This window comes from Psychrobacter sp. MES7-P7E, from assembly GCF_002863645.1.
In the GTDB taxonomy this organism is placed as follows: domain Bacteria; phylum Pseudomonadota; class Gammaproteobacteria; order Pseudomonadales; family Moraxellaceae; genus Psychrobacter.
This window is the reverse complement of the sequence record NZ_PJBU01000115.1, coordinates 82,029-103,930: the sequence shown is the minus strand read 5'-3', so window position 1 is coordinate 103,930 and position 21,902 is coordinate 82,029. Positions and strand designations below refer to the sequence as shown.

The window sequence follows — 21,902 nt, the reverse complement described above, 5'->3', positions numbered from 1 at the left end:
GTATGAATAACACAATAAATCAAAAACCTGTACGCGAAATCATGACCGTTGCTCACAAGCAAATGATTACTCCGCACTACATTCGTATATACCTAACAGGCCAAGCAGATACTATTGCCAATATCGCGACCATGACAGTTGGCGCAAACAATAAAGTGCTTATTCCCATCGATAAAGCTCAGCCAATTGACCTAAATGACAATACTACATTCGTTGTTCGCACTTATACTCATCGCGGCGCCGATGTAGCAAAACAACAGATCTGGATTGATTTTGTCGCTCATGGTGATGAGGCACCCGCTTCAGGCTGGGCCACTCATGCTGAGGTTGGCGACGAGATCGGTATCTTAATGAAGCCTAAAACCAAAGCGCTTTGTCCTGATGCAGATTATTTTCTACTGATTGGCGATGCCACAGCGATACCAGTGCTCGGCTCGATATTAGAAAGCTTGCCTGCCAGTGCGACTGGTCAATGCATCATCGAAGTGCACGGTACAGAAGATGAGCAAGAATTGCCGACAGCGGCCAATATCACCATGACATGGTTACACAACCCAGATCCAACGCAAGGCAGTCAATTAATCGACACAGTAAAATCTCTCGATTTGCCAACTGCAGAGCAGAGCCGTTTTGCTTATATCGCTAGCGAATTCTCATCTGTCAAAGCCCTTCGTCATTACCTAAAGGTCGAGCAACAGTGGTCTAAGGATGAACTATATGCCTTTTCTTACTGGAAAGCAGGTGTTGCAGAAGACCAATCTGTAAGCGATCGACAGGCAGAAAAAAACAACGAATAATTAAACGCTCTTTATGATGATAGGAAAATGACTATGGCTCCAAATACGATGCCGGCAAATACCGAGTCCTTGCTCATTGATGGCACTAAAAAAACACCGTTGCTCTACAAAGTGTTATTAATACTTGCCTTAATGACTGTCATAGGTGGTCTCTTAACAGGTGTGATGACCTATATGAATGTCGGATATTCCGATACATTTTTTATAGACTGGTCTAGAGCGCTACTTGCAGCGTATGCGATTATGCCGATTGGCTTCTTACTGATGGGTCTGGTCATAAAATTTATTAATCACAAGCTACCTAATACCAAAGCGTACAAACGCAATCTCATCACAGGTGTGTTGATGGCTTGCATAATGGAGTCTATGTTGGCCTTTAGTACTGCCTCAAAGACGATCGGTTTTGCTAATCAAACAGCATTTTTGAACGGTTGGTTAGAAGGGTTTCTAGTTGCATTACCAGTAGGATTGACGTTAATGGTCATTGTTTCTATGACTATTAAACCAAAAATTGAGGCATTTCTAAAAAGCTAAAATATCACGACTATGTTTATTAGATTTTTTGGCACTCTGCCGCGACGCTAACCAGATTAATAAAAAAGCTTAATAAAATTTAAGAACATAAAGCATCAAGGGCGTGTTGAATATTCAACACGCCCTTGTCATATCAGAAGCTTTCTAATACTATTTTACTGCTGGTTTGGCAAAGAACTAACGTGTATTTAATAAGTCAGTCGTAACAACCTTTAGTATTAAATACGGTTTGAAACAATCTTTTTTTACTCGTCATATATTGTTACTATTCGACAATATTCCGATGACTAGACAGTACAACTGTCATAATTAATCTAGTTTTGGCTGTATACTCTACTGTTATAGAAACGTATAGTCAGAATATAAACGCTAGTTATAAGCAGTATCCTACTAGTAGCCGTTTATTTGTATATGGTTGGCACATTGGCGGTAAATAGGTTCTACTCCGCTTTAGTGTTTATACTCATAATGAGTAAACTAAAAATCTAATGTTCCACTCTGACAGTTGTTGATTATTAACTAGGTATCGATATCACACATTTTATGAATACAGAAAACATAATATCTGCACTTAACAACCCCATGCGTCGTCAAATCATAAAGTGGTTGAAGGACAGGTCGAACTTTCCAGCGTCATTACCAGAGCATGCTAATCTGGATGGTGTATGCGTTAGCTACATCCAAGAAAAAGCTGGATTGTCGCAATCAACCATTTCAAATTATATGGGTGTGTTAAAAAAAGCAGGATTGGTTACGTCCGAACGCCATGGACAATGGACGTTTTATCAGCGTCATGAAGCTAACATCGAAGCATTTCTCAATGAAGTTGAAAAAGAGCTGTTGAAGCTTTAAAAATTTCTCATAATCTTTAGAGTCATTTTGTTTTACCACATAACATCTAGATATTTCAATATAACGATTAACTATTTCAATATCACACCATTTTCTAAATTATCATCATCTTCTCTTCTAGCTATCTTGTCCCTTCTGATCATCTATTGCCTTCTAAAATATTCATTCATAAAAGAATATAGTCTTCTAATCAGGTTTTAATCTGCACAAAAAAAGCCGAGATATACTCAGATTTTTTGTATTTATCAATATGACACTATTAATACGTAGCTAATTTAATGCGCGCCTAAGCTTTGCTCAGCACCTGGCTTATCATGCACACCGAAATTGTCTATCATCGCTTGGCTCGCCTCGTTCAAACCAATGAGCTCTACCTCCGTGCCTTCGCGGCGAAATTTAATAATCACTTTATCTATGGCGGCGACTGCTGTCACGTCCCAAAAATGCGCGCTCGACACGTCAATGACCACGTTAGAGACAGATTCTTTAATATCGAAGGAATCAATCATACGCTCTGCTGATGAAAAAAACACTTGCCCGTCCACTCGATAATAACGCGTTTGCGCTGCTTCATTCATGTGACTATGCACACTCATATAGCGCTCAATCTTATTGGCAAAGAACAATGCTGAGAGCAGCACGCCAATCAATACGCCATAGGCCAAATTATGCGTTGCGACCACCACAGCAACGGTCGTAATCATGACCACATTACTTTGCAGCGGCTTAGTTTTTAGCTCTTTAAAAGAGCCCCAGTTAAAAGTACCGATAGATACCATAATCATTACAGCGACCAATGCGGCCATTGGAATAATCTTTAGCCAATCGCTTAAAAACACTACCATCAATAATAAAAACACGCCTGCTACTAAGGTAGAGAGACGTGTATAACCGCCTGATTTGACGTTGATGATCGACTGCCCAATCATCGCACAGCCTGCCATCCCGCCAAAAAAGCTACTAACCACATTGGCAATACCTTGACCTTTGCACTCTTGCGTACGGTCGCCTTTGGTGTCAGTCAAATCATCTACGATCGTCATGGTCATCATAGACTCAAGTAAGCCCACTATCGCCAAACTGATAGAATACGGAAAAATAACAATCAACGTATCTAAGTTCAACGGGATATCAGGTATCAAAAACATCGGCAGGGTATCAGGCAGCTGGCCCATATCATTGATGGTTCGAGCCTCTGCACCTAATAAGATGGCTATAGCCGTGACCAGTACAATACTGACCAATGGCGATGGAATCACTTTACCAATCTTTGGAATATATGGATAGCCATAGATAATAACTAGACCTAGCGCCACAAGACCGTAAACATGTACTAGGTTTGAACCTGCCTGCGGCATCAGCTCAGGAACCTGCGACATAAAAATCAAAATAGCCAAGGCATTGATAAAGCCGAGCACTACGGATTGCGATACGTATTTCATCAGATTCCCCAGCTTTAAGAAGCCAAAGATAATCTGTATAACACCTGTCAGCACACTGGCTGCTAACAAATACTGCAATCCATAATCCTTGACCAGCGTCACCATTAGTAGCGCCATCGCACCAGTCGCCGCCGAAATCATCGCTGGACGACCACCGACAAACGCAATCACTACCGCGATACAAAACGAGGCATAAAGCCCTACTTGGGGATCGACACCGGCAATGATAGAAAACGCAATCGCTTCAGGGATAAGCGCCAAAGCGACGACCATGCCAGCCAAGACATCGCCGCGCGCATTGGATAGCCAATGCTCTTTAATTGTATTTAACATATTTAACTCAGTTTTGGGGAACTGCTTTAGTCTGTCAATAAACGAGGTATCTAATCATTATTTAGAAAACATCTAATTGGAAAGTATCTAAAAAGTAGTTAAAAATCATCTCACATGAAAAGTCTGACACATCTTTATTTAGATCCTTTGCTATCTAGGCACATCTCTGTTTATACCCTTTGATATCCAGACACGTTGCCCATTGCCTATCAAATGATAAATATAAAAATGTGAACGAGCATAGTTATCGAGTTATCGTCATAACATATTTTTAGTGGGATAATTTTTATGATCCACTAGATATATCGAATAGTGATACAAACGTTAAAGCAGTGCGTGCGCACAAGAAAAAGCGTCAGACGCTTTATAAGAGTAATTGCTATAGGAAGCAATCATTACTGAGGAGGGGTACAGCTAGGGTGGCGTATTCATCTTTGTGGTGGCAGCTTTTATAGAGTTAAGAAGTGATATTTCGCGTCATTTTAACATACATAAAGTAGATTAATAAAAACATCGCTCTTTTGGCGAGGATTTAACTCCTATAGCTATCTCAATTATCAAGCTTAAGTAATCACCTTACTCTTTAGTTTGAATAAATTTATAGCCTTTTGGGCTTTACAGAACTCGATTCTGTATTAGAATTACACGAGACATTGAATAGTGTCTCCATATACCCCATCGCTAGGAAGCTGACATGATTGTCCGGCAAACACCCCACCCGTTTAAGATATTTTTCGCCCTTCGCGGTTCAATCATTCCAAAAATATATCCGCAGCTGCTATTGGTTACCATCCTTAGTACAACCATTACCATTATTCAACACTGGATTCCTGACTCTTTTCCTTATTATGGTATCGCCACTTTTACCTTATTGGGCATCGCATTATCGCTGTTTTTGGGATTTCGAAATAATGCCAGCTATCAGCGTTGGTGGGAAGCACGGATGCTATGGGGCCAGTTGGTATATGATGCTCGCAGCTTAACGCGCCAAGTCCTATCCTTTATAGATGATGACAACGAGCATGGTCGTGAGACTCAGCGCACCATGGTATATCTGACCATTGCTTTTGCACATGCTGTACGCCACAGGCTGCGTGGTACGCCACCTTGGGCGGATATTAAGCCTTTTGTCACAGCGGTAGATCATGATGGTATGCATCAAGCAAAAAATGTCCCTGACCATATAATGCGCCTCATGGGTAAGCATCTCGGCGATATTCGGCGTCAAGGACTGGTCTCAGAGCAAGTCATCCAAAACATGGATGAGCGCCTGACCTCTATGACGATTGTCTTGGCAGCCTGCGAGCGCATTCATAACACACCGCTACCTTTTGCTTATATGCTGCTGGTACATCGTACGACCTACTTGTATTGCATCATGCTGCCTTTTGGCTTGGTCGCCTCGCTTGGTTGGGCAACGCCCTTGGTTTGTGCCGTGATTGCTTATACCTTTTTTGGGTTAGATGCATTGAGTGAAGAGCTAGAAGAGCCGTTTGGTTTGGCAGCCAACCAACTTCCATTGACGGCATTGTCCCGCACTATCGAGATCAATCTGCGAGAAGCGCTGGGAGAGACCAATCTGCCGACTGATATTATGCCTATTGATGGTTATTTGCCGTAAATATTGCCGTCATCTAAGCGCCATACAATAAACGAGCGGCAAACGTAACTTGAATAATCTACCGCACGCCACTATAAATAGCAGACAAAGATACTGTAGGTAAAATCTCTACTCTAACCAGCTGATTTATTCAAAAATATTATCTATAAAAGTGAGGCTCATATCATGAGTGATGATTCAAAAAATAACAACGACAACGTCGACAACAATGTAAATAACCCAACCAGCAATCAGCCATCAGTGAAAGTCACTGATTTGACGCCAAATAAAGGCGCATTGGTAGGCAAAAAGACCGATATTCAAAACCCAGAGCTTTGGGAGTTCCCGATGAACTACCCACTAAGCATCATCGGTCATGAAGGCGAGCGTGAGAGTTTGCTCAATGAAGTAAAGCTAATTTTGGGTAGCCAGTTCCCTGATTTTGATTTGGCGTCTATCGAAGTTAAGCCATCTAAAACAGGTCGTTTTCACTCGGCACGGGTCAATTTGTACCTAACCGCTGCTGAGCAAGTGAATGCGCTTTATGCATCACTGGATAATGCAAAAACGGTTCGTATTGTTTTATAAGTCGCATAAAAAACTTTAATGCCTTTTTAGTCTAAATCGTCACTCGCTAGTAATAAGATACGGGTGGCGATTTTTTGTGGTTTGATGTACAATCTGCGCCCGCATTATTGCCGCCATGACTCGCATTATCAGTCGACAATAACCGAGAGAATGAAAAGTAAATCTTACGATATTTTTACAAAAATTTTATTATTGACCGCATTTGCGTCTAACCCTTATCCCATCGTCCTTTGCCAAAATTTGGACTGCCTACAACCTTGTAGCAACATAGTTTTATTCTAAAATCAATATAGTATTTTCAAAATTTTCCCGCTATATTGTGCCTACCAATTAACAAACACGCTATATGTAGTACTCAGTGATTTTAACCGTCACTATGAGTAGTGGTAGCTTTTTGTCCAAAAAAACCAGCTAGCACAACCCCACATAATAGCGTTATAAAGAATGTCTGCCGCCCACTCGGCGCGCAGCATCACAATAAGCAATCAAAATAGAGGCCAGCATGACACATATTGACAAAATCCAAGTAACCAAACGTGATGGACGTTTAGAGCCTATTGATTTAGACAAAATTCACAAGGTGATCGCGTGGGCGGCTGATGGTTTAGAAAATGTGTCAGTATCGCAAGTTGAGCTAAAGTCGCACATCCAGTTTTATGAAGGTATCAAGACTCGTGATATTCACGAAACCATCATCAAGTCTGCCGCCGACCTAATCTCTGAAACCACGCCTGACTATCAGTATCTGGCTGCGCGTTTGGCCATCTTCCATCTACGTAAGATTGCTTATAACAAATTTACCCCGCCGCATCTGTATGATCATGTCAAAACTTTGACTGATGCGGGAAAATACGATCAGCATATCCTAGCTGACTATAGCCGTGCTGAATTTGATGAGTTAGAAGAGTATCTCGATCACTGGCGCGATATGAACCTTGCTTATGCCGCTGTTGAGCAAATGGCAGGCAAATACCTAGTACAGGATCGTGTGAGCAAGACTGTCTATGAGAGCCCGCAGTTCTTATATATGCTCGTCGGTATGTGCTTGTTTAGCCAATACGACAAGTCAGATCGTCTTGATTTCGTCAAACGTTTCTATGATGCAACCTCAGAATTCAAAATCTCACTACCAACGCCTATTATGTCAGGTGTGCGTACGCCATCGCGCCAGTTTAGCTCGTGCGTACTGATCGAATGCGGTGATAGCCTAGACTCTATCAACGCCACCACTAGCGCCATCGTACGCTATGTATCACAGCGCGCTGGTATCGGCATCAACGCAGGTCGTATCCGTGCCCTTGGTAGCCCGATCCGTGGCGGCGAAGCACAGCATACTGGCTGTATCCCGTTCTACAAATTGTTTCAGACTGCTGTTAAATGCTGCTCACAAGGCGGCGTACGTGGCGGTGCTGCGACTCTTTTCTACCCACTATGGCATTTAGAAGTTGAGTCGTTACTGGTACTGAAAAACAACCGCGGCGTCGAAGACAACCGTGTCCGTCATATGGACTACGGCGTCCAGTTAAACAAAACGATGTACACGCGCCTAATCAAAGGCCAAGATATCTCGCTATTCTCACCAGGTGACACGCCAGGCTTGTATGATGCGTTCTTTGAAGATCAAGACAAATTCGAAGAGTTATATACCAAGTACGAAAATGATCCTAACGTACGTAGCCGTCAGATCCCAGCCGCTGATTTGTTCAGCCTGATGATGCAAGAGCGTGCTAGCACGGGTCGTATCTATATTCAAAACGTCGATCATTGCAACACGCATAGCCCATTTGACGCGACGGTTGCGCCGATTCGCCAGTCAAACCTATGTATGGAAATCGCGCTACCAACCAAGCCACTTGATAATATCAATGACGAAGAAGGCGAAATCGCCCTTTGTACGCTATCAGCGGTCAACTTGGGTAAAGTCGAAAACGTCAGCGACATCGAAGAGCCAGCCGAGCTAATCGTCCGTGCGCTTGATGCCCTGCTCGACTATCAAGACTATCCAGTAAAAGCCGCTCAAAACGGCAGCATGCGTCGCCGTACGCTAGGTGTGGGCGTAATCAACTATGCGTATTACTTGGCTAAGAATGGCGCACGCTACTCTGACGACAGCGCGCTTGGTCTGACCCACCAGACGTTTGAAGCATTGCAATTCTATCTCTTGAAAGCGTCAAACAAATTGGCAAAAGAGCAAGGCGCGTGCCCTGCGTTCAATGAGACCACGTACTCACAAGGTATCTTGCCGATTGATACGTACAAAGCCGACTTGGATAAAATCTGCCAAGAGCCGCTACATCTCGATTGGGAAACGCTACGCAGCGAGATCACTGAGCACGGTCTACGCAACTCTACCCTAACCGCCTTGATGCCGTCTGAGACCTCTAGTCAGATCGCCAACGCGACCAACGGTATCGAGCCACCACGTGGTCTGGTCTCTATCAAAGCGTCAAAAGATGGTATCTTAAAGCAAGTCGTGCCTGAGATTGATAAGCTAAAAGATCAGTACGAACTACTATGGCAAATGCCAAACAATGACGGTTACCTAAAGCTGGTCGCTATCATGCAGAAGTTCGTCGATCAAAGTATCTCTGCCAACACCAACTACGATCCAGTTCGTTATGCTGGTGGCCGTGTACCGATGAAGATATTGCTAAAAGACTTGCTAAACGCTTATAAAATGGGTGTGAAGACGTTGTACTACCATAACACTCGTGATGGTGCGAACGATGCCCAAGCGGATATGGAAGATGACTGCGCTGGCGGTGCATGTAAGATTTAAGTTCTTGATAGATGGCGGGTTTGGCTTTTGGGTTAGATTCGCCATTCGATTGTATCTGCTTGATTAGTGGCATACGAACTACCGAGTTTCAGTGTGTTGATGCTATCAACACACTATCTCTAGCTAGTTCGCATCGCAATTTAACTTAACAGAACCTCGCTACCATCAAGGATAAACTGCTTTTTCGAGGCAACACTTGCTTGGAGACATAGTTCTTTTGATATCAACCTAAAACTTCTAGAAATACAGATTATGAAAATTCGTAAAATTAGATACCAAGACCATTCTTTATTCGGTAATACTGAATTTGATTTTACCGATAATGAAGGTAATGTAATCGATACCATAATTCTTGCTGGAGAAAACGGTGTTGGTAAATCTCGTTTAATGAATGATATTCATGAACTTTCAAGGTATGAGCTGCCAAATAGGAAGAGCTGTAAAATAGTTTCCTTTGAGATTGAGCTTTCAGAAAAACAAGTTCAACAGTTATCACATGAAGCTAGACTTCGTAATTTTGTAGTTAATTATGGAGCGATATTTCATATTACACTAGATTCTAGTTTCCCAAATGATTGGAAAGCTATAAAGGTAGAAAACGTTTTAACCAGTGGTCAAAGGCTTGAAATTCCTTCGTATGAACTAAATAATAATAAAATTATGCTTCAATCTATCTTTTCTAATTCTGAAGTTAACTTTGACTCAGCTCCAATTACAACAGTCCAAACATCTGATATAGACTCTGACAGATTGAGTATCAGTTCAAATACGGAGCTAGCGACAGATGTGGCTCAATTACTTGTTGATATTCAAACTTTGGATGCTCTAGATTTAAGTAATTGGGTTATGAATAATTCAGGGTCAGTTCCTCCTGATGAAATTAAGAATGTAAAAATGAAGCGATTTACAAATGCTTTTGACTACATGTTTCCTTCAAAAAAATATGAGCGAATTGAAAACACACCACAGGGTAAAGAAATTATTTTTAGCGAAGGTAGTAACGAAATGACTCTGAATCAGTTAAGCTCTGGTGAGAAACAGATAGTATTTAGAGGTGGGTTTTTACTAAGAAATAAGGAGAGCTCAAAAGGCGCACTAATATTAATTGATGAACCTGAACTTAGTCTACATCCAAGCTGGCAAATTAAATCTTTAGATTTCTTCAAGAAATTGTTTACAGATTCTGAGGGTAGTCAAACCTCGCAAATAATCATTTCAACTCATTCGCCATTCATTATTCATAACCCCAATCGTAATAACGATAAAGTTATAGTCCTTAGAAAAAATGAGATAGGAAAAACCTATATAGCAAAAAATCCCCAATTTGTTAACTGGACTAATGAGCAAGCTGTCAAGGAAGCTTTTTCAATTGAGTTTGATTCATTTTCTAATAGTACTACAGTATTCTTAGAAGGTGAAACAGACGAAAAATACTTTAATACAGCTAAGCGTATTTTTGGTAAGTCAGAGTTGCCATTTAAATTTCAATGGATTGGGCGAATAAACGATAAAAATAATGTTGAGAATACGGGTGAATGTTGAGAATACGGGTGATAGTGCACTTAATAATGCAATTAGTTTTTTTAAGGCAAACGAAGACTTAGTTAAGAGTAAAGTAGTCTTTTTATTCGACAATGATACGAAAAAGCCAAGCAGTAATTATAGCAATATATATATTCGAAGAATGAGTGAGGGAGTTCACTCTACCTTTAAAAAGGGCGTTGAAAGTCTTTTAAATACAGATTCAGTTAGTGAAATGGAAGATTTTTATCATGAGAGGTCAAAGGTGGATGACTATGGCGCCAAATCAATAATTAGTTCACTAGATAAAACGAAATTGTGTAATTTCATCTGTGAAGAACTGACGCTAGGGTTACAGAAGCAAATTTTAAGTAATATAAATAAGGAGATCGAGGCTTTGTTAGACGTAGTCCAAACTAGTTCTTGCTTGAATTCCAAGAACTCTGCTACGCCTTAATCCTGTTAAGATTAAAACCTACAGATAGAATTAAAACGACGGAGGTCATGTGCAATATACCGCAATCATCAAAGACGGTGGTTTGTTTATCCCAAACGTATTTTCAGACCTAAACGATGGTGGCTCGCATATCGTACAAGTCGAGGTTGATATTGCAGAGGTGCGTCAGCAGTTAGGTGTGGATGAAGCACCAAAGACAACTATCGCCAAAAAAAGCGTGGCAAAAGCAGTCAAAAAACCAGCATCGAGAGCGGCTAAAAAAGACTTAAAAACAGCAGCAGAAGAGTCTGATGTGAGTACCCTACGCAAAAGCGCGCTTGATGAATTAGAAGCACTCGATGATAGTGAGCTGAGCGAGATATTCAAAGCCTATATGAACGATGGGCAAGAGTCGTCGCAGATATCACTAGAGAACCTCTAAGCTAAAACGCTATAATCCAAAAACATGTCATAACATCAAATCAAAACCAGTCAAACCCCTATAAATTAATAACCGTATCAATTATAAAGGCAGTCCCATGACTTACTCGATTTTTTCTCAAACGCCAAACAATGCGCTAAAAGAGCCGATGTTCTTTGGTCAGCCAGTCAACGTGGCGCGCTACGACCAACAAAAGCACCCTATCTTTGAGCAATTGATTGAAAAGCAGCTATCGTTCTTTTGGCGTCCAGAAGAAGTCGATGTATCACGCGATCGTATCGACTTTAGCAATCTATCCTCACATGAGCAGCACATATTTTTGAGCAACCTCAAATACCAGACCCTACTCGACTCTATCCAAGGTCGTAGTCCAAACGTCGTGCTACTGCCGCTGGTGTCTATCCCTGAGCTTGAGACGTGGATTGAGACATGGTCATTTAGCGAGACCATTCACTCGCGCAGCTATACGCATATCATTCGTAATATCGTCAACGATCCAAATATTATCTTTGATGACATTATGCAAAACGAGCACATCTTAGGCCGTGCCTCTGATATCGCTCAGTACTATGATGAGCTGTATCGCAACTCACAGCTCTATAGCCTGTACGGCCCAGGTACGCACAACATCAATGGCGAGCAAGTCACGGTTGATTTGAGATCACTGAAAAAGCAAATGTACCTGTGCATCATGGCGGTCAATGTCCTAGAAGCCATTCGTTTCTATGTGTCATTTGCCTGCTCGTTTGCGTTTGCTGAGCGTAAATTGATGGAAGGTAATGCCAAAATCATCAAGCTAATCGCTCGTGATGAAGCGCTGCATTTGACTGGTACGCAGCATATGCTGAACCTCATGCGTAACGGTCGTGACGATCCTGAGATGGTCGATATTGCCGCAGAGTGCTATGAAGAAAGTATTGAAATCTTCCGTAAAGCTGCTGAGCAGGAAAAAGAATGGGCAGGCTATCTGTTCAAAGATGGCTCAATGATTGGTTTAAACAAAGACATCCTTTGCCAATATATCGAATACATCACTAACTTGCGTATGGAAACCGTCGGCTTGCCAGCGGCGTTCCCGAACTCAAAATCAAACCCAATCCCGTGGATCAACACGTGGTTGTCGTCTGACAATGTGCAGGTAGCACCGCAAGAGACCGAGATTAGCTCGTACTTGGTTGGTCAGATTGACTCTGACTTATCAGACAGTGATTTTGATGACTTTGAATTATAAGAGCTTTGAACTATAAGAATCTACATTATAAGAGCTTTGAGCTAGAAAGGCTTTGAATGATAAAGGCTTGAGCGGTAGAGATTTGAAGCTATAAAATTTCTACCGCGGTAATCGTCTTATGGGTTAATAGTAGGGATAGCAATAGCATAAACATATCCCAATAGGATTAACGATGACTTGGGTAATGACCAGTAAAAAGCAGTTCTATCTACACGATGACGAGAGTCTACTAGATGGACTGCTACGCACCGGACACGAGGTAAACTATCAATGCCGCGAAGGCTATTGTGGTAGTTGCCGAGTCAAACGTATTGCTAGCTCGCATACGGTCGATTATCCATTTGACCCACTGGCGATGATTGAAGAAGATGAAATCTTGCCCTGCTGTTGCCGTGTGCAAGGCGTTATTTATATCAATCATGACCCAATCGAAAAGTTATAGCAGCGTTACGTATAGATAAACCTAGCCTTTAAAATTCAAACAATCAGCTCCAACAAAAAGCGCGCTCCTTTAGATAAGGAGCGCGCTTTTTGTTGTTATCAGCTAAATGCATGTGCTGACTCATATATACATAATGAGTCAGCACCTAGTGATAAGAACCACCACAACTTACTGCGATGCGGCATCTTGTTCAAACAGTTTCATCAGCTCTTCACGCATACGATCACGCTCTGCCTTTGACATCATTGGCGTTTCTTCATCGCCTTGGATGGTTGGCTGCTCCATTCCGCCCATGCTCTCATTTTGTAGTACGACAGGACGCTCAAGTGGTTCTTGTGCTGGACGCTCTTCTAGCGTGATTTTTACTTGGGCGTTTTTACCTTGACGCAATATTTGTGCATCCAGTTCAGTATTTGGTGGCTTACGAGCAACATACTGAATCAAGGTATTGGCATCTGTCATCTCGACATCGTCGATGGTTAGGACGATATCACCGACGCGTAGACCGCTTTTCGCCGCTGGGCTGTTATCAATGACGTTTAGTACTTCTACGCCTGTTGATGTCTCTAACTGCGTTGGATCACGTAGCTGTGACTGAATCTCGATACCTAACCAGCCACGACTGACACGGCCGTCTTTAATCAAAGCATTCATCACTTGCTCAACCAGTGCCGTTGGAATCGCAAAGCCAATACCCATCGAGCCACCAGAGCGCGAGAATATCACGGTATTGATACCGACTAGCTCGCCATGAGCATCGACCAGTGCACCGCCTGAGTTACCCGGATTAATCGCCGCATCAGTCTGGATAAAGTCTTCAAATTTATTGACGCCCAGTCCAGTACGACCAGTCGCTGAGATAATCCCCTGCGTCACTGTCTGACCCACACCGAACGGATTACCAATTGCTAAGGCCAAATCCCCTACACGAATCGGATCTTCGCGGAAGCCAAGTGGTGTCAGCCCTGTCATATCAACCTTAATCACAGCTAGGTCGCTATCAGGATCTGTACCGATAATTCTGGCACGACTCTTACGACCATCATTGAACGCGACTGTGATCTCATCGGCCTTTTCGATTACGTGGGCATTAGTCACAATATAGCCATCTTCTGATACGATCACACCAGAGCCTAAATTGGTATTGCCCTGCTCCTGTGATGGGCCACCATGATATTCAAAAAACCGGCGCAGTACAGGATCATCCATATAAGGATGCTCGGTCATCGTTTGCGTCGTATAGATATTGACCACAGACTGCGATGCACGCGCCACCGCATTATGATAAGAAGAAATAGGCGCTGGCGTGTCCGACACTGGCTCTGCTGCCTGCTGCTCCGCAGGCGGGGTTCTCGGCGGCTCCCATGTGGCCTCCGACGTCGATTTCATACTCGTGAACAACCAGATAAACGCTGCCAACACTAGCAGCAATAAGACCCAAGGTAACCATTTTAATAAAGACGTCTTGTTATTGGTGTTCCGGGATGACGACATATAAAACCTCTATAAATTTATTGCAAACAGACAGTGAAAAACGAAGTGAGATAATGGCGACCGCTTAGCTAGTGTTGACCCATTCATCAGATGGTCAAATGCTATACAGCTAGGCAGACTCACGTATATAAATTATAACCGCAATACCAGTAAATAGTAACGTATCGTGTACCATTTCAGTTATCCAGCTTGTCTGCTTGCTTACAACGGCATGTTAAAATAGCTTTTACGATGCTCGACACTTCAACATTTCGAGAATTGAACATAAAGCGAGAAGTCCAAAACCAAACACTCTCAAACATGACAGATAATACATAATTTTTGCTTAGTTAATCTACAGCACCTTACGACATACATTTTATTGATGACAGGAAAACATAATGACTGCAAATCATACGACAGCTGAATCCAATACTCAAAGCATTAGCGCTCAGGCATTGACACAGTTCTGTGACGACTACTTATCTACCAGCGCGTTTAAAGACTATGCGCCAAATGGTCTACAAGTCGATGGTGGACGCCCGATTCAACGTATCGTCACTGGTGTCACGGCTTGTGAAGCTCTAATTGATGCTGCCATCGCTGACAATGCCGATGCAATTATGGTACATCATGGATACTTCTGGAAAGGCGAACCTGCTACGCTCACTGGGATGAAGGGTCGACGCGTGCGCAAGCTGATGCAACATGGTATTTCTATGATTGGCTATCATCTACCGCTTGACTCGCACCCTATCTCTGGCAACAACGCAAAGCTTGCTGACATGCTCGGCATGACGATTACTGGTGCGCTCTATCCTACCGAATCCCATCCTGTTGGCAATATCGCTACTTGTACACCGCAAACTGCTGACGATCTCATTGCCACCATGACTCAAGCCTTAGGTCGCGCGCCATTACATATCTCAGCTGAGTATCATGCAGACTCATCTGCTCAGACAAATGGCAGGCTGATAGAACGTGTGGGTATATGTACGGGCGGTGCGCAAGATATGATTGAGCAAGCGGCTAGCATGGGCTGTGATGCGTTTATCTCAGGAGAGATATCTGAGCGTACCACACATAGCGCGCGTGAGCTTGGGATTGATTATTTTGCTTGTGGTCATCATGCAACGGAGCGTGGCGGTATTCAGGCGTTAGGAGAGATAGTTGCTCAAAAATTTGGTCTGCCAGTTACTTTCATCGATATCGAAAATCCAGCATAAACTAGCCACTTACAGACCAGTTGAAACGGTGGTCATTGATAGAGAAAAATTTATAGAGAAAAACTTCTAGAGAAAACGATAGTTCAAAAGCCAAACTAGACTTGCTAATGCTATAGTCACACCATAAGCATAAAGTCTAGTTTGACTACTATTTAAACTTTGTTATTCTATTTTTGATTATTATGTACCAAATATCTGGAAAATTAACCGTTTATATCTCAATTGTTAAGTTTTATCGCTTTTTTCTTAACTCCACTTGAATAATGCAATTAGTAACCGCATATTACTACCCGTAAGAAAGAACGTTTTGTCATGAAACTTCCCATTATTACAGCTTCCGGTTATGGCACCAAAATAATGATGGTAGTTGTTTAGGACTTTATCATGCTATATCAGCGATAAGATTTTAAACTGCTACCCATTGAAATACTATGTTTGCACTATGTATGTTAGCAGCATGGTATTTTTTTATTTTTGGTGTCGCGATGACGGTATGACATAGTCAGTTTGATAGACCGCTATAAACTATCAATTCTGGTTATTTTGCTTACCCTCATCGCTGGACAAACAACTTTAGTAGCCAGCTATCCTATTACTAGTAACTTAATATTAGTGATTCAGAGTATAGCCAGCCATCAAAGTTAGCATAGTTAAAACAGATGACTGTATTTGCCTCATTGGCAAAACCTTACATCAATGTTTCAAGCTATGTCTTTGTTTCAATAACTTAATCATGACCTTACCTATGTTTGATATATAGTTGTTTGGCCACTAGCCATATTTAGTTATCGATGAAGGAATCATCTGATTTATATCCTTCATGTCGTTGTGCGTTCAGTATTTTAAACCAGTACTTATAAAGACTGTTTAGAACGCTCTTATGACATATTGATAGCTGGCTGACGACAAACTATCCCACTAACTCTTAGAGAGAGTACGCTAGTGGCGCTATAGTCAAACAAGATAGAGCGGCATTTATCCTATTAAAAATGCCACTCTATTTAAGACACGATATCGATATATGTCAATATCATGCACATATATTTATACGTGTTTTTGCGGTAAGAAGGATGGCTAAAATCAGGAGACATCCATGCAGCGTATTACTTATCGTGTAAAAGTATCTGCGCAAGGGGCCAAACGCCGTATTTCTTATTTACTGCGTCCATCTAAACGCCTACTGAACACCAAAAGTAACATCGTTTCATCCGTTACCCCTATTGCGTCTAATCGTTTTGCCAGAACCAAGAAGCTGGCACAAATCTCTAGTATCGCTCTACTCTCGTTGCCCGCTGAGAGTTTGACGACCATGAACACATCGGTACCAGCCTACGACAATGTCATGCTGGAGAATACCTTGACCATTGCTGCGGTACCAGGCGATAGCACTTACTTTGCTACCGATGGCTTCCAGCATGGTTTTGGGTTTGATCTGGTGCGCACTTATGCCGACGAGCTCGGTGTCGATATCAATCTAAAAGCCTATGCCAGTGAAGAAGCGGCACTAAAAGCACTAAGAACCGGCAACGCTGACATGGCGCTGACTACGGCTAGCACTAAGCTAAAAAGCCAGCTGAACCTATCGTCTATCAACGTCAGCTGTGGTTATGATTCTAGTCTGACTAAAAATGGTCTACATCCTAAGGTAAGTTGGACGTTTAGCTCATCCAATGATCCACTATCAAGAAAGGCCAGTTACTTTTTGTGCGATAGCATCAAGCTAAAAAATACACAAAAACTTGCCGCGTTCTACAATCAAAACTTGCTTAAAGATGCCTATAGTCAGGATCATTTCCAGAGAACGTTGACGGAAAAGTTACCGGACTATCAGTCTTCGTTTGAAGAACAAGCACGCAATTATAATCACGATTGGGAACTACTGGTCGCGATGGGTTATCAAGAGTCACACCTTGATGCCAACGCTGTCTCGCCGACTGGCGTACGCGGATTAATGATGCTGACCAATAACACTGCAAAAGCGATGGGCGTCTCAGACCGTGTCGATCCTTACCAAAGCATTGGTGGCGGTGCACGCTATCTAGAGCAAGTGAAAGCAGACTTCTCCGATGTGCCAAAAACTGACCGTATCTGGTTTGCCCTTGCAGGTTATAACATGGGTCCCAATGCGGTAAAAAGAATCCAACGTGAACTACGAGCTCAAGGTATCGATGATAAAAGCTGGGCGAACGTCTATGCTTATTTAGCAGATAATAGAGCGTCGAATAGCCGCTATGGTCAAGCCATGCACTATGTCAGTAATATCCGAAGCTATCTTGAGACTATTAAAACTCAGACGGTCTAGTTTGTAGCTATTACTAAACGGTTCTCAAGCTAACTTCTAACAGTAAGTCATTTTTATTGAATAAAAAAAGCTGCTCTTATAAAGAGCAGCTTTTTTGTGCGATACGATTAATATTAGTGACGCCTTATATAAACGGTATCCATTAATATCTTATTCGTTAACGATTAGGTACAGTCAGACGCTGACCACGCTGCAACATAGTATCAGCGGCGATATTGTTCATATCAGCCAGCTCTTGTGTTGAGACGCCATATTTACGTGCTAGACCAATCAAGCTGTCGCCCGAACCAACCGTGTAGCTTACTGTCGCTTTTGGTACTTTAAGTGTTTGGCCGCGTTGTAGCTGAGCATTGGTCGCTAGATCATTGGTCGCCGCCAAATCCTCTACCGAGATGCCAAACTGACGTGCTAGAGCAATTAGGCCATCGCCAGATTTAACTTTGTAGCTTTCAGTATTACCTAATTTCGTACCACTACTTGCTGAGCTACTACTGCTGCTACTAGCAGAGCTGCTGCTTTGGCTGCTACTAGATGCACTTGCCACACTGCCGCTAGCAGGGATGGTAATAGTACGGCCCAATATCAGATTCGAGTTGGTATTCAAGTTATTCGCTGATGCCAAATCACTTAAGCCAATATTGTAACGTTTAGCGACACCCGTTAGCGTATCACCTGATTTTACTTTGTAGCTGACCGCTTTGTCATTCAGCTGACGGTCAACCAACTCTTTAGTAGCAGGAACTTTAATCGTTTGACCACGTTGCAAGCGAGCCTTTGCATCAAAATTGTTATTTACTGCAGCCAGCTCCGTTGCACTCACTCCGATGCTGTTCGCAATACCAATCAGCGTATCACCTGATTTTACTTTGTAATTGGTGGTCGCGACCGAGCTTGAGCTGTTACTACTACTAGCACTTGTCGTACTTGTAGCATCGAAATCAACACTGGCTGGCACTTTAAGCGTCTGACCAACATATAGCGAACTTGTGCTGTTGATACCGTTGAGACTGGCTAAAGTATCTGTCGACACATTGAATTGACGTGCCAATGCAATTAATCCGTCCCCTGCTTTTACTTTATAGTTTTTGGTCGCAGTGCTTGATTTACTCGGCTTGGTAGAAGGCGCTGCAGGTGTCGTCGCAGGTGTAGTCACTTTACCCGGTATGAGCCATAGTTTCTGACCTCTGAGCAGATCAGCACGGCTGCTCAGGTTGTTATAGCTGGCTAGCTGAGTGACCGATAAGCCAAAACGATTAGCCGTACCGATAAGCGTATCACCGCCTTGTACGACGTAACTGTCAGGCTGACTAGCGGCGGCGTTATTAGCAGTACTCAATGGCTCGATAGTCTTGGCATTATATAGATATAACGTACTGCCAGAGAGCAAATTGGCACTGGCATCTATCTGGTTCCATTCTGCGATATCACGCCAGCTAACCCCTGCTCGACTCGCAATGTTCGAGAGCGTATCGCCACGTTTGACCGTATAAGTGGTACGAGTGCCTTGAGGTTTTGGCTTACTTACCGAGGTTTTAGCAAAGCTAAGTTTTTTCTCTGCGCCACTCGCTTCTAAGATAGACTGCTGCGTCTGTACGGCTGATAGATTAATGTTGCCATCAGCATTGATAACATTGGTCTCAGAAGTACTTCTCCGGATTTGATTGGCGATGAAATCACGCTCTTCTTTGCTAAGCGGTGGCTCCTGGACAATCGTATTGTTCTGAGTAATCTGAGCTGAGGTAGTCGGTAGACTGTTACTACTCTTAAGCTCAGCATTGATTTTGTTAGTCTCTGCTGTGGTCAGTGGTGGCTCAGTACGAGCTGAGGAATTGCCACTGTATACCGAGCTGCTAGTTGGCGTCGCAGATGGTGAGATATAGCTGGTAGTCTGCTGAGGTACACTTGCGCTAGCCGCATAATCAGCCAATGCGCTACCAGTAGATGGTAGAGATGAGGCAGTATAGGGTTTGTTATTATAGCTTGGCGTAGTCGCTGTCGTGCTTGAGCTACCTGCGTTGCTTGATGCAAGCACATTGCCTGTACCGTTACCTCTGAGCCCACTTAATTTGGCATCGGCATTGAGGCTGACGTCGTTAGGAATGATGACACGCTGCGGACCTGAAGAGTCAACACGGCCTGATGTCAGTGCAGTATTTAGACGCTCTAGCTCATCGTAGCTAACGCCAGTTAACTGCGATACTTCTGCCAAGCTCACACCATAGTTAACTGGTACACTACGGAAATGCTGACGGTTAGCGATAGCGGGTAAATACACACCATACTGCTCAGGCTTGGCGACGATTTCAGCTACAGCTAAGAAACGCGGCACATAGTTCATCGTTTCAGTCGGTAATTGAAGTGACCAGTAATCTGTTGGCAGTCCGCGCGCTGCGTTGGCATCAATTGCTTTTTGTACACGGCCAGGTCCAGCGTTATAAGCAGCCAATGCTAGCTCCCAACTACCAAACTGGTTGTGCAGTGCTGTCAAAAAGTCATAGGCAGCACGTGTCGATTCGATCACATCGCGACGACCATCATAAGTGCTGCTTTGGTTCAAGCCATAGATACGGCCTGTACTTGGAATAAACTGCCATAAGCCCGCAGCTGCCGCACTACTCGTACCACTTGGATCGTAAGAGCTTTCGATAACTGGTAACAAGGCAAGCTCTGTTGGAATATTGCGACGCTCTGCCTCTCGTACCGTATGATAGATATAACGACTGGCACGTGCAGTTAGGCGATTGAGATAATCCTGTCTACTGGTAAACCAGCTTTTTTGACCTTCAATGCGCTGATTATAGATTGGCTTACCACCATTCATGCGGTAGCCTGCGCGTAGACGATTCCACAAATCACCATATTGCTGAATAGCAAGCTGGTTACCTTCTACCATGGTCATGTCAGTGGCTTCTAACAAGTCAGCCAACTCATCCAAACTCTCTGCATCCAAAAACGCAGTTGAGTAGTCTGCACTACCTGTATTAGCCCCTTGACTGGCAGGACTTTTGGTAATGACAGATGAGCTATTGGTCGCACCTTTGTTTTTTACCGCTGATGTATTGCTACACGCACTAATCAGTAAAGTGGATACCGCAAGCGTCAATGGCAACGCAATAAATGAGCGAGAGTGTGATAGCACAGTAGACATGATATTGGAGGTTTCCTAACGACAGAAATTAATAAGATAAAGTTGATAGATAGTATAGTATGCAATGTAAAGCAAAGACTAGCCTAATATAAAAGATAATAATAGACGCTCAAGTAGCCTATAAAACTAAGTAATGACTATTATTAGCCAACTAAGACTTTTTATAGATTGAAATCGCAGCTAGCTCAATCAGCTATTGCTTATGTTACCTATTGTATTTTGAATCTTGCCTGATCAATGATGACTTAATTAATAGCCACCTGAGATACTGCGCGCAAGAGCACTGCATTACCAGTAGACAAGGTTAAGGTCACACGAGATGTGGTAACAAATGATACTTGCTGACCATTTTTTACCCAGCTCTCATTAGTCGTCACGTTGGCTTTGGCTTGTGAACCAGTAATTACCACATTGTCTACCGAAATATCATAGCGATAATTAGACGTATCATTCCAGCTGTTTTGAAGCAGCTTTAAGTACGCGTCTTTGTCTAAACTAGTAGATTTACCTTTTCTAGATAAAGAAATAAGCGCGTCGTCCGATACTAGGCGCGATACCTGATTGATACTTTGGCTATTCGCTGATGCTTTCATTGCGGCGGCATAGTTCTGTACCAAATCTTCGGTCATAGTTGCCGCTTGTGCATTGATGCTGATGGTGCTGGCTACTGCTACAATTGCAGTGATGCTAGCGCTTTTCACCAATAGAGCTAATAGCCTATTTCCCAATAATTTTTTCATGATAATCCTTAGCGAT

General features: G+C 42.8%; 17 protein-coding genes. 13 read left to right on the top strand and 4 right to left on the bottom strand.

The window, feature by feature from the left end:
* The first annotated feature begins 2 nt into the window (after positions 1-2).
* The 3 genes from CXF62_RS13620 (at position 3) to CXF62_RS13610 (ending at position 2,183) form a co-directional block, all read left to right on the top strand.
* Complete coding sequence (locus CXF62_RS13620) at positions 3-797, top strand: siderophore-interacting protein (protein WP_102094799.1); 795 nt, start codon at positions 3-5, stop codon at positions 795-797.
* Positions 798-830: 33 nt separating this feature from the next.
* Positions 831-1,331 (top strand): DUF2798 domain-containing protein, encoded by a 501-nt coding sequence (locus CXF62_RS13615; RefSeq protein ID WP_197707721.1) that lies wholly within the window; start codon positions 831-833, stop codon positions 1,329-1,331.
* Between the two features lie 543 nt (positions 1,332-1,874).
* A complete protein-coding gene (locus CXF62_RS13610; protein WP_101204781.1) occupies positions 1,875-2,183 on the top strand; it encodes an ArsR/SmtB family transcription factor in 309 nt (102 codons plus the stop codon).
* 275 nt (positions 2,184-2,458) lie between these two features.
* Here the strand turns inward: CXF62_RS13610 and CXF62_RS13605 are convergent, their stop codons facing one another.
* Positions 2,459-3,958: a SulP family inorganic anion transporter gene (locus tag CXF62_RS13605; RefSeq protein WP_102094798.1), complete on the bottom strand. Its 1,500-nt coding sequence runs from the start codon at positions 3,956-3,958 to the stop codon at positions 2,459-2,461.
* 694 nt (positions 3,959-4,652) lie between these two features.
* Here CXF62_RS13605 and CXF62_RS13600 point away from each other — a divergent pair.
* From CXF62_RS13600 to yfaE, 8 genes are all read left to right on the top strand, one after another.
* Positions 4,653-5,579 carry a bestrophin family protein gene (locus CXF62_RS13600; RefSeq protein WP_102094797.1) on the top strand — a complete coding sequence of 309 codons (927 nt, stop codon included), beginning with the start codon at positions 4,653-4,655 and terminating at the stop codon, positions 5,577-5,579.
* Positions 5,580-5,819: 240 nt separating this feature from the next.
* Complete coding sequence (locus tag CXF62_RS13595; RefSeq protein ID WP_320158009.1) at positions 5,820-6,146, top strand: YbeD family protein; 327 nt, start codon at positions 5,820-5,822, stop codon at positions 6,144-6,146.
* 502 nt (positions 6,147-6,648) lie between these two features.
* Positions 6,649-8,925: a class 1a ribonucleoside-diphosphate reductase subunit alpha gene (gene nrdA / locus CXF62_RS13590; RefSeq protein WP_102094795.1), complete on the top strand. Its 2,277-nt coding sequence runs from the start codon at positions 6,649-6,651 to the stop codon at positions 8,923-8,925.
* A 252-nt stretch (positions 8,926-9,177) separates the two neighbouring features.
* Entirely contained in the window at positions 9,178-10,467 is a 1,290-nt protein-coding gene (locus tag CXF62_RS13585) for an AAA family ATPase (RefSeq protein WP_102094794.1), read from the top strand.
* A complete protein-coding gene (locus CXF62_RS13580; RefSeq protein WP_145990561.1) occupies positions 10,457-10,903 on the top strand; it encodes a hypothetical protein in 447 nt (148 codons plus the stop codon). The genes CXF62_RS13585 and CXF62_RS13580 overlap by 11 nt, the downstream gene beginning before the upstream one ends.
* 49 nt (positions 10,904-10,952) lie before the next feature.
* On the top strand, positions 10,953-11,324 hold the full coding sequence (locus CXF62_RS13575) for a hypothetical protein (RefSeq protein ID WP_102094792.1): 372 nt from the start codon (positions 10,953-10,955) through the stop codon (positions 11,322-11,324).
* Between the two features lie 97 nt (positions 11,325-11,421).
* A complete protein-coding gene (gene nrdB, locus CXF62_RS13570) occupies positions 11,422-12,555 on the top strand; it encodes a class Ia ribonucleoside-diphosphate reductase subunit beta (RefSeq protein ID WP_102094791.1) in 1,134 nt (377 codons plus the stop codon).
* Positions 12,556-12,727: 172 nt separating this feature from the next.
* A complete protein-coding gene (yfaE, locus tag CXF62_RS13565; protein WP_101205363.1) occupies positions 12,728-12,997 on the top strand; it encodes a class I ribonucleotide reductase maintenance protein YfaE in 270 nt (89 codons plus the stop codon).
* A 168-nt stretch (positions 12,998-13,165) separates the two neighbouring features.
* On the opposite strand, the gene CXF62_RS13560 is transcribed toward yfaE, so the two are convergent.
* Complete coding sequence (locus tag CXF62_RS13560) at positions 13,166-14,491, bottom strand: S1C family serine protease (protein ID WP_102094790.1); 1,326 nt, start codon at positions 14,489-14,491, stop codon at positions 13,166-13,168.
* Positions 14,492-14,871: 380 nt separating this feature from the next.
* Here CXF62_RS13560 and CXF62_RS13555 point away from each other — a divergent pair, with 380 nt between their 5' ends.
* Together CXF62_RS13555 and CXF62_RS13550 are read left to right on the top strand one after the other, a co-directional pair.
* Complete coding sequence (locus tag CXF62_RS13555; RefSeq protein ID WP_102094789.1) at positions 14,872-15,696, top strand: Nif3-like dinuclear metal center hexameric protein; 825 nt, start codon at positions 14,872-14,874, stop codon at positions 15,694-15,696.
* 1,093 nt (positions 15,697-16,789) lie between these two features.
* On the top strand, positions 16,790-17,998 hold the full coding sequence (locus CXF62_RS13550) for a transglycosylase SLT domain-containing protein (protein ID WP_102094788.1): 1,209 nt from the start codon (positions 16,790-16,792) through the stop codon (positions 17,996-17,998).
* Between the two features lie 157 nt (positions 17,999-18,155).
* On the opposite strand, the gene CXF62_RS13545 is transcribed toward CXF62_RS13550, so the two are convergent.
* Positions 18,156-21,146 carry a LysM peptidoglycan-binding domain-containing protein gene (locus CXF62_RS13545; RefSeq protein ID WP_102094787.1) on the bottom strand — a complete coding sequence of 997 codons (2,991 nt, stop codon included), beginning with the start codon at positions 21,144-21,146 and terminating at the stop codon, positions 18,156-18,158.
* 245 nt (positions 21,147-21,391) lie between these two features.
* Positions 21,392-21,886, bottom strand: a complete 495-nt coding sequence (locus tag CXF62_RS13540; RefSeq protein ID WP_101205368.1) for a hypothetical protein — start codon at positions 21,884-21,886, stop codon at positions 21,392-21,394.
* Positions 21,887-21,902 lie beyond the last annotated feature (16 nt).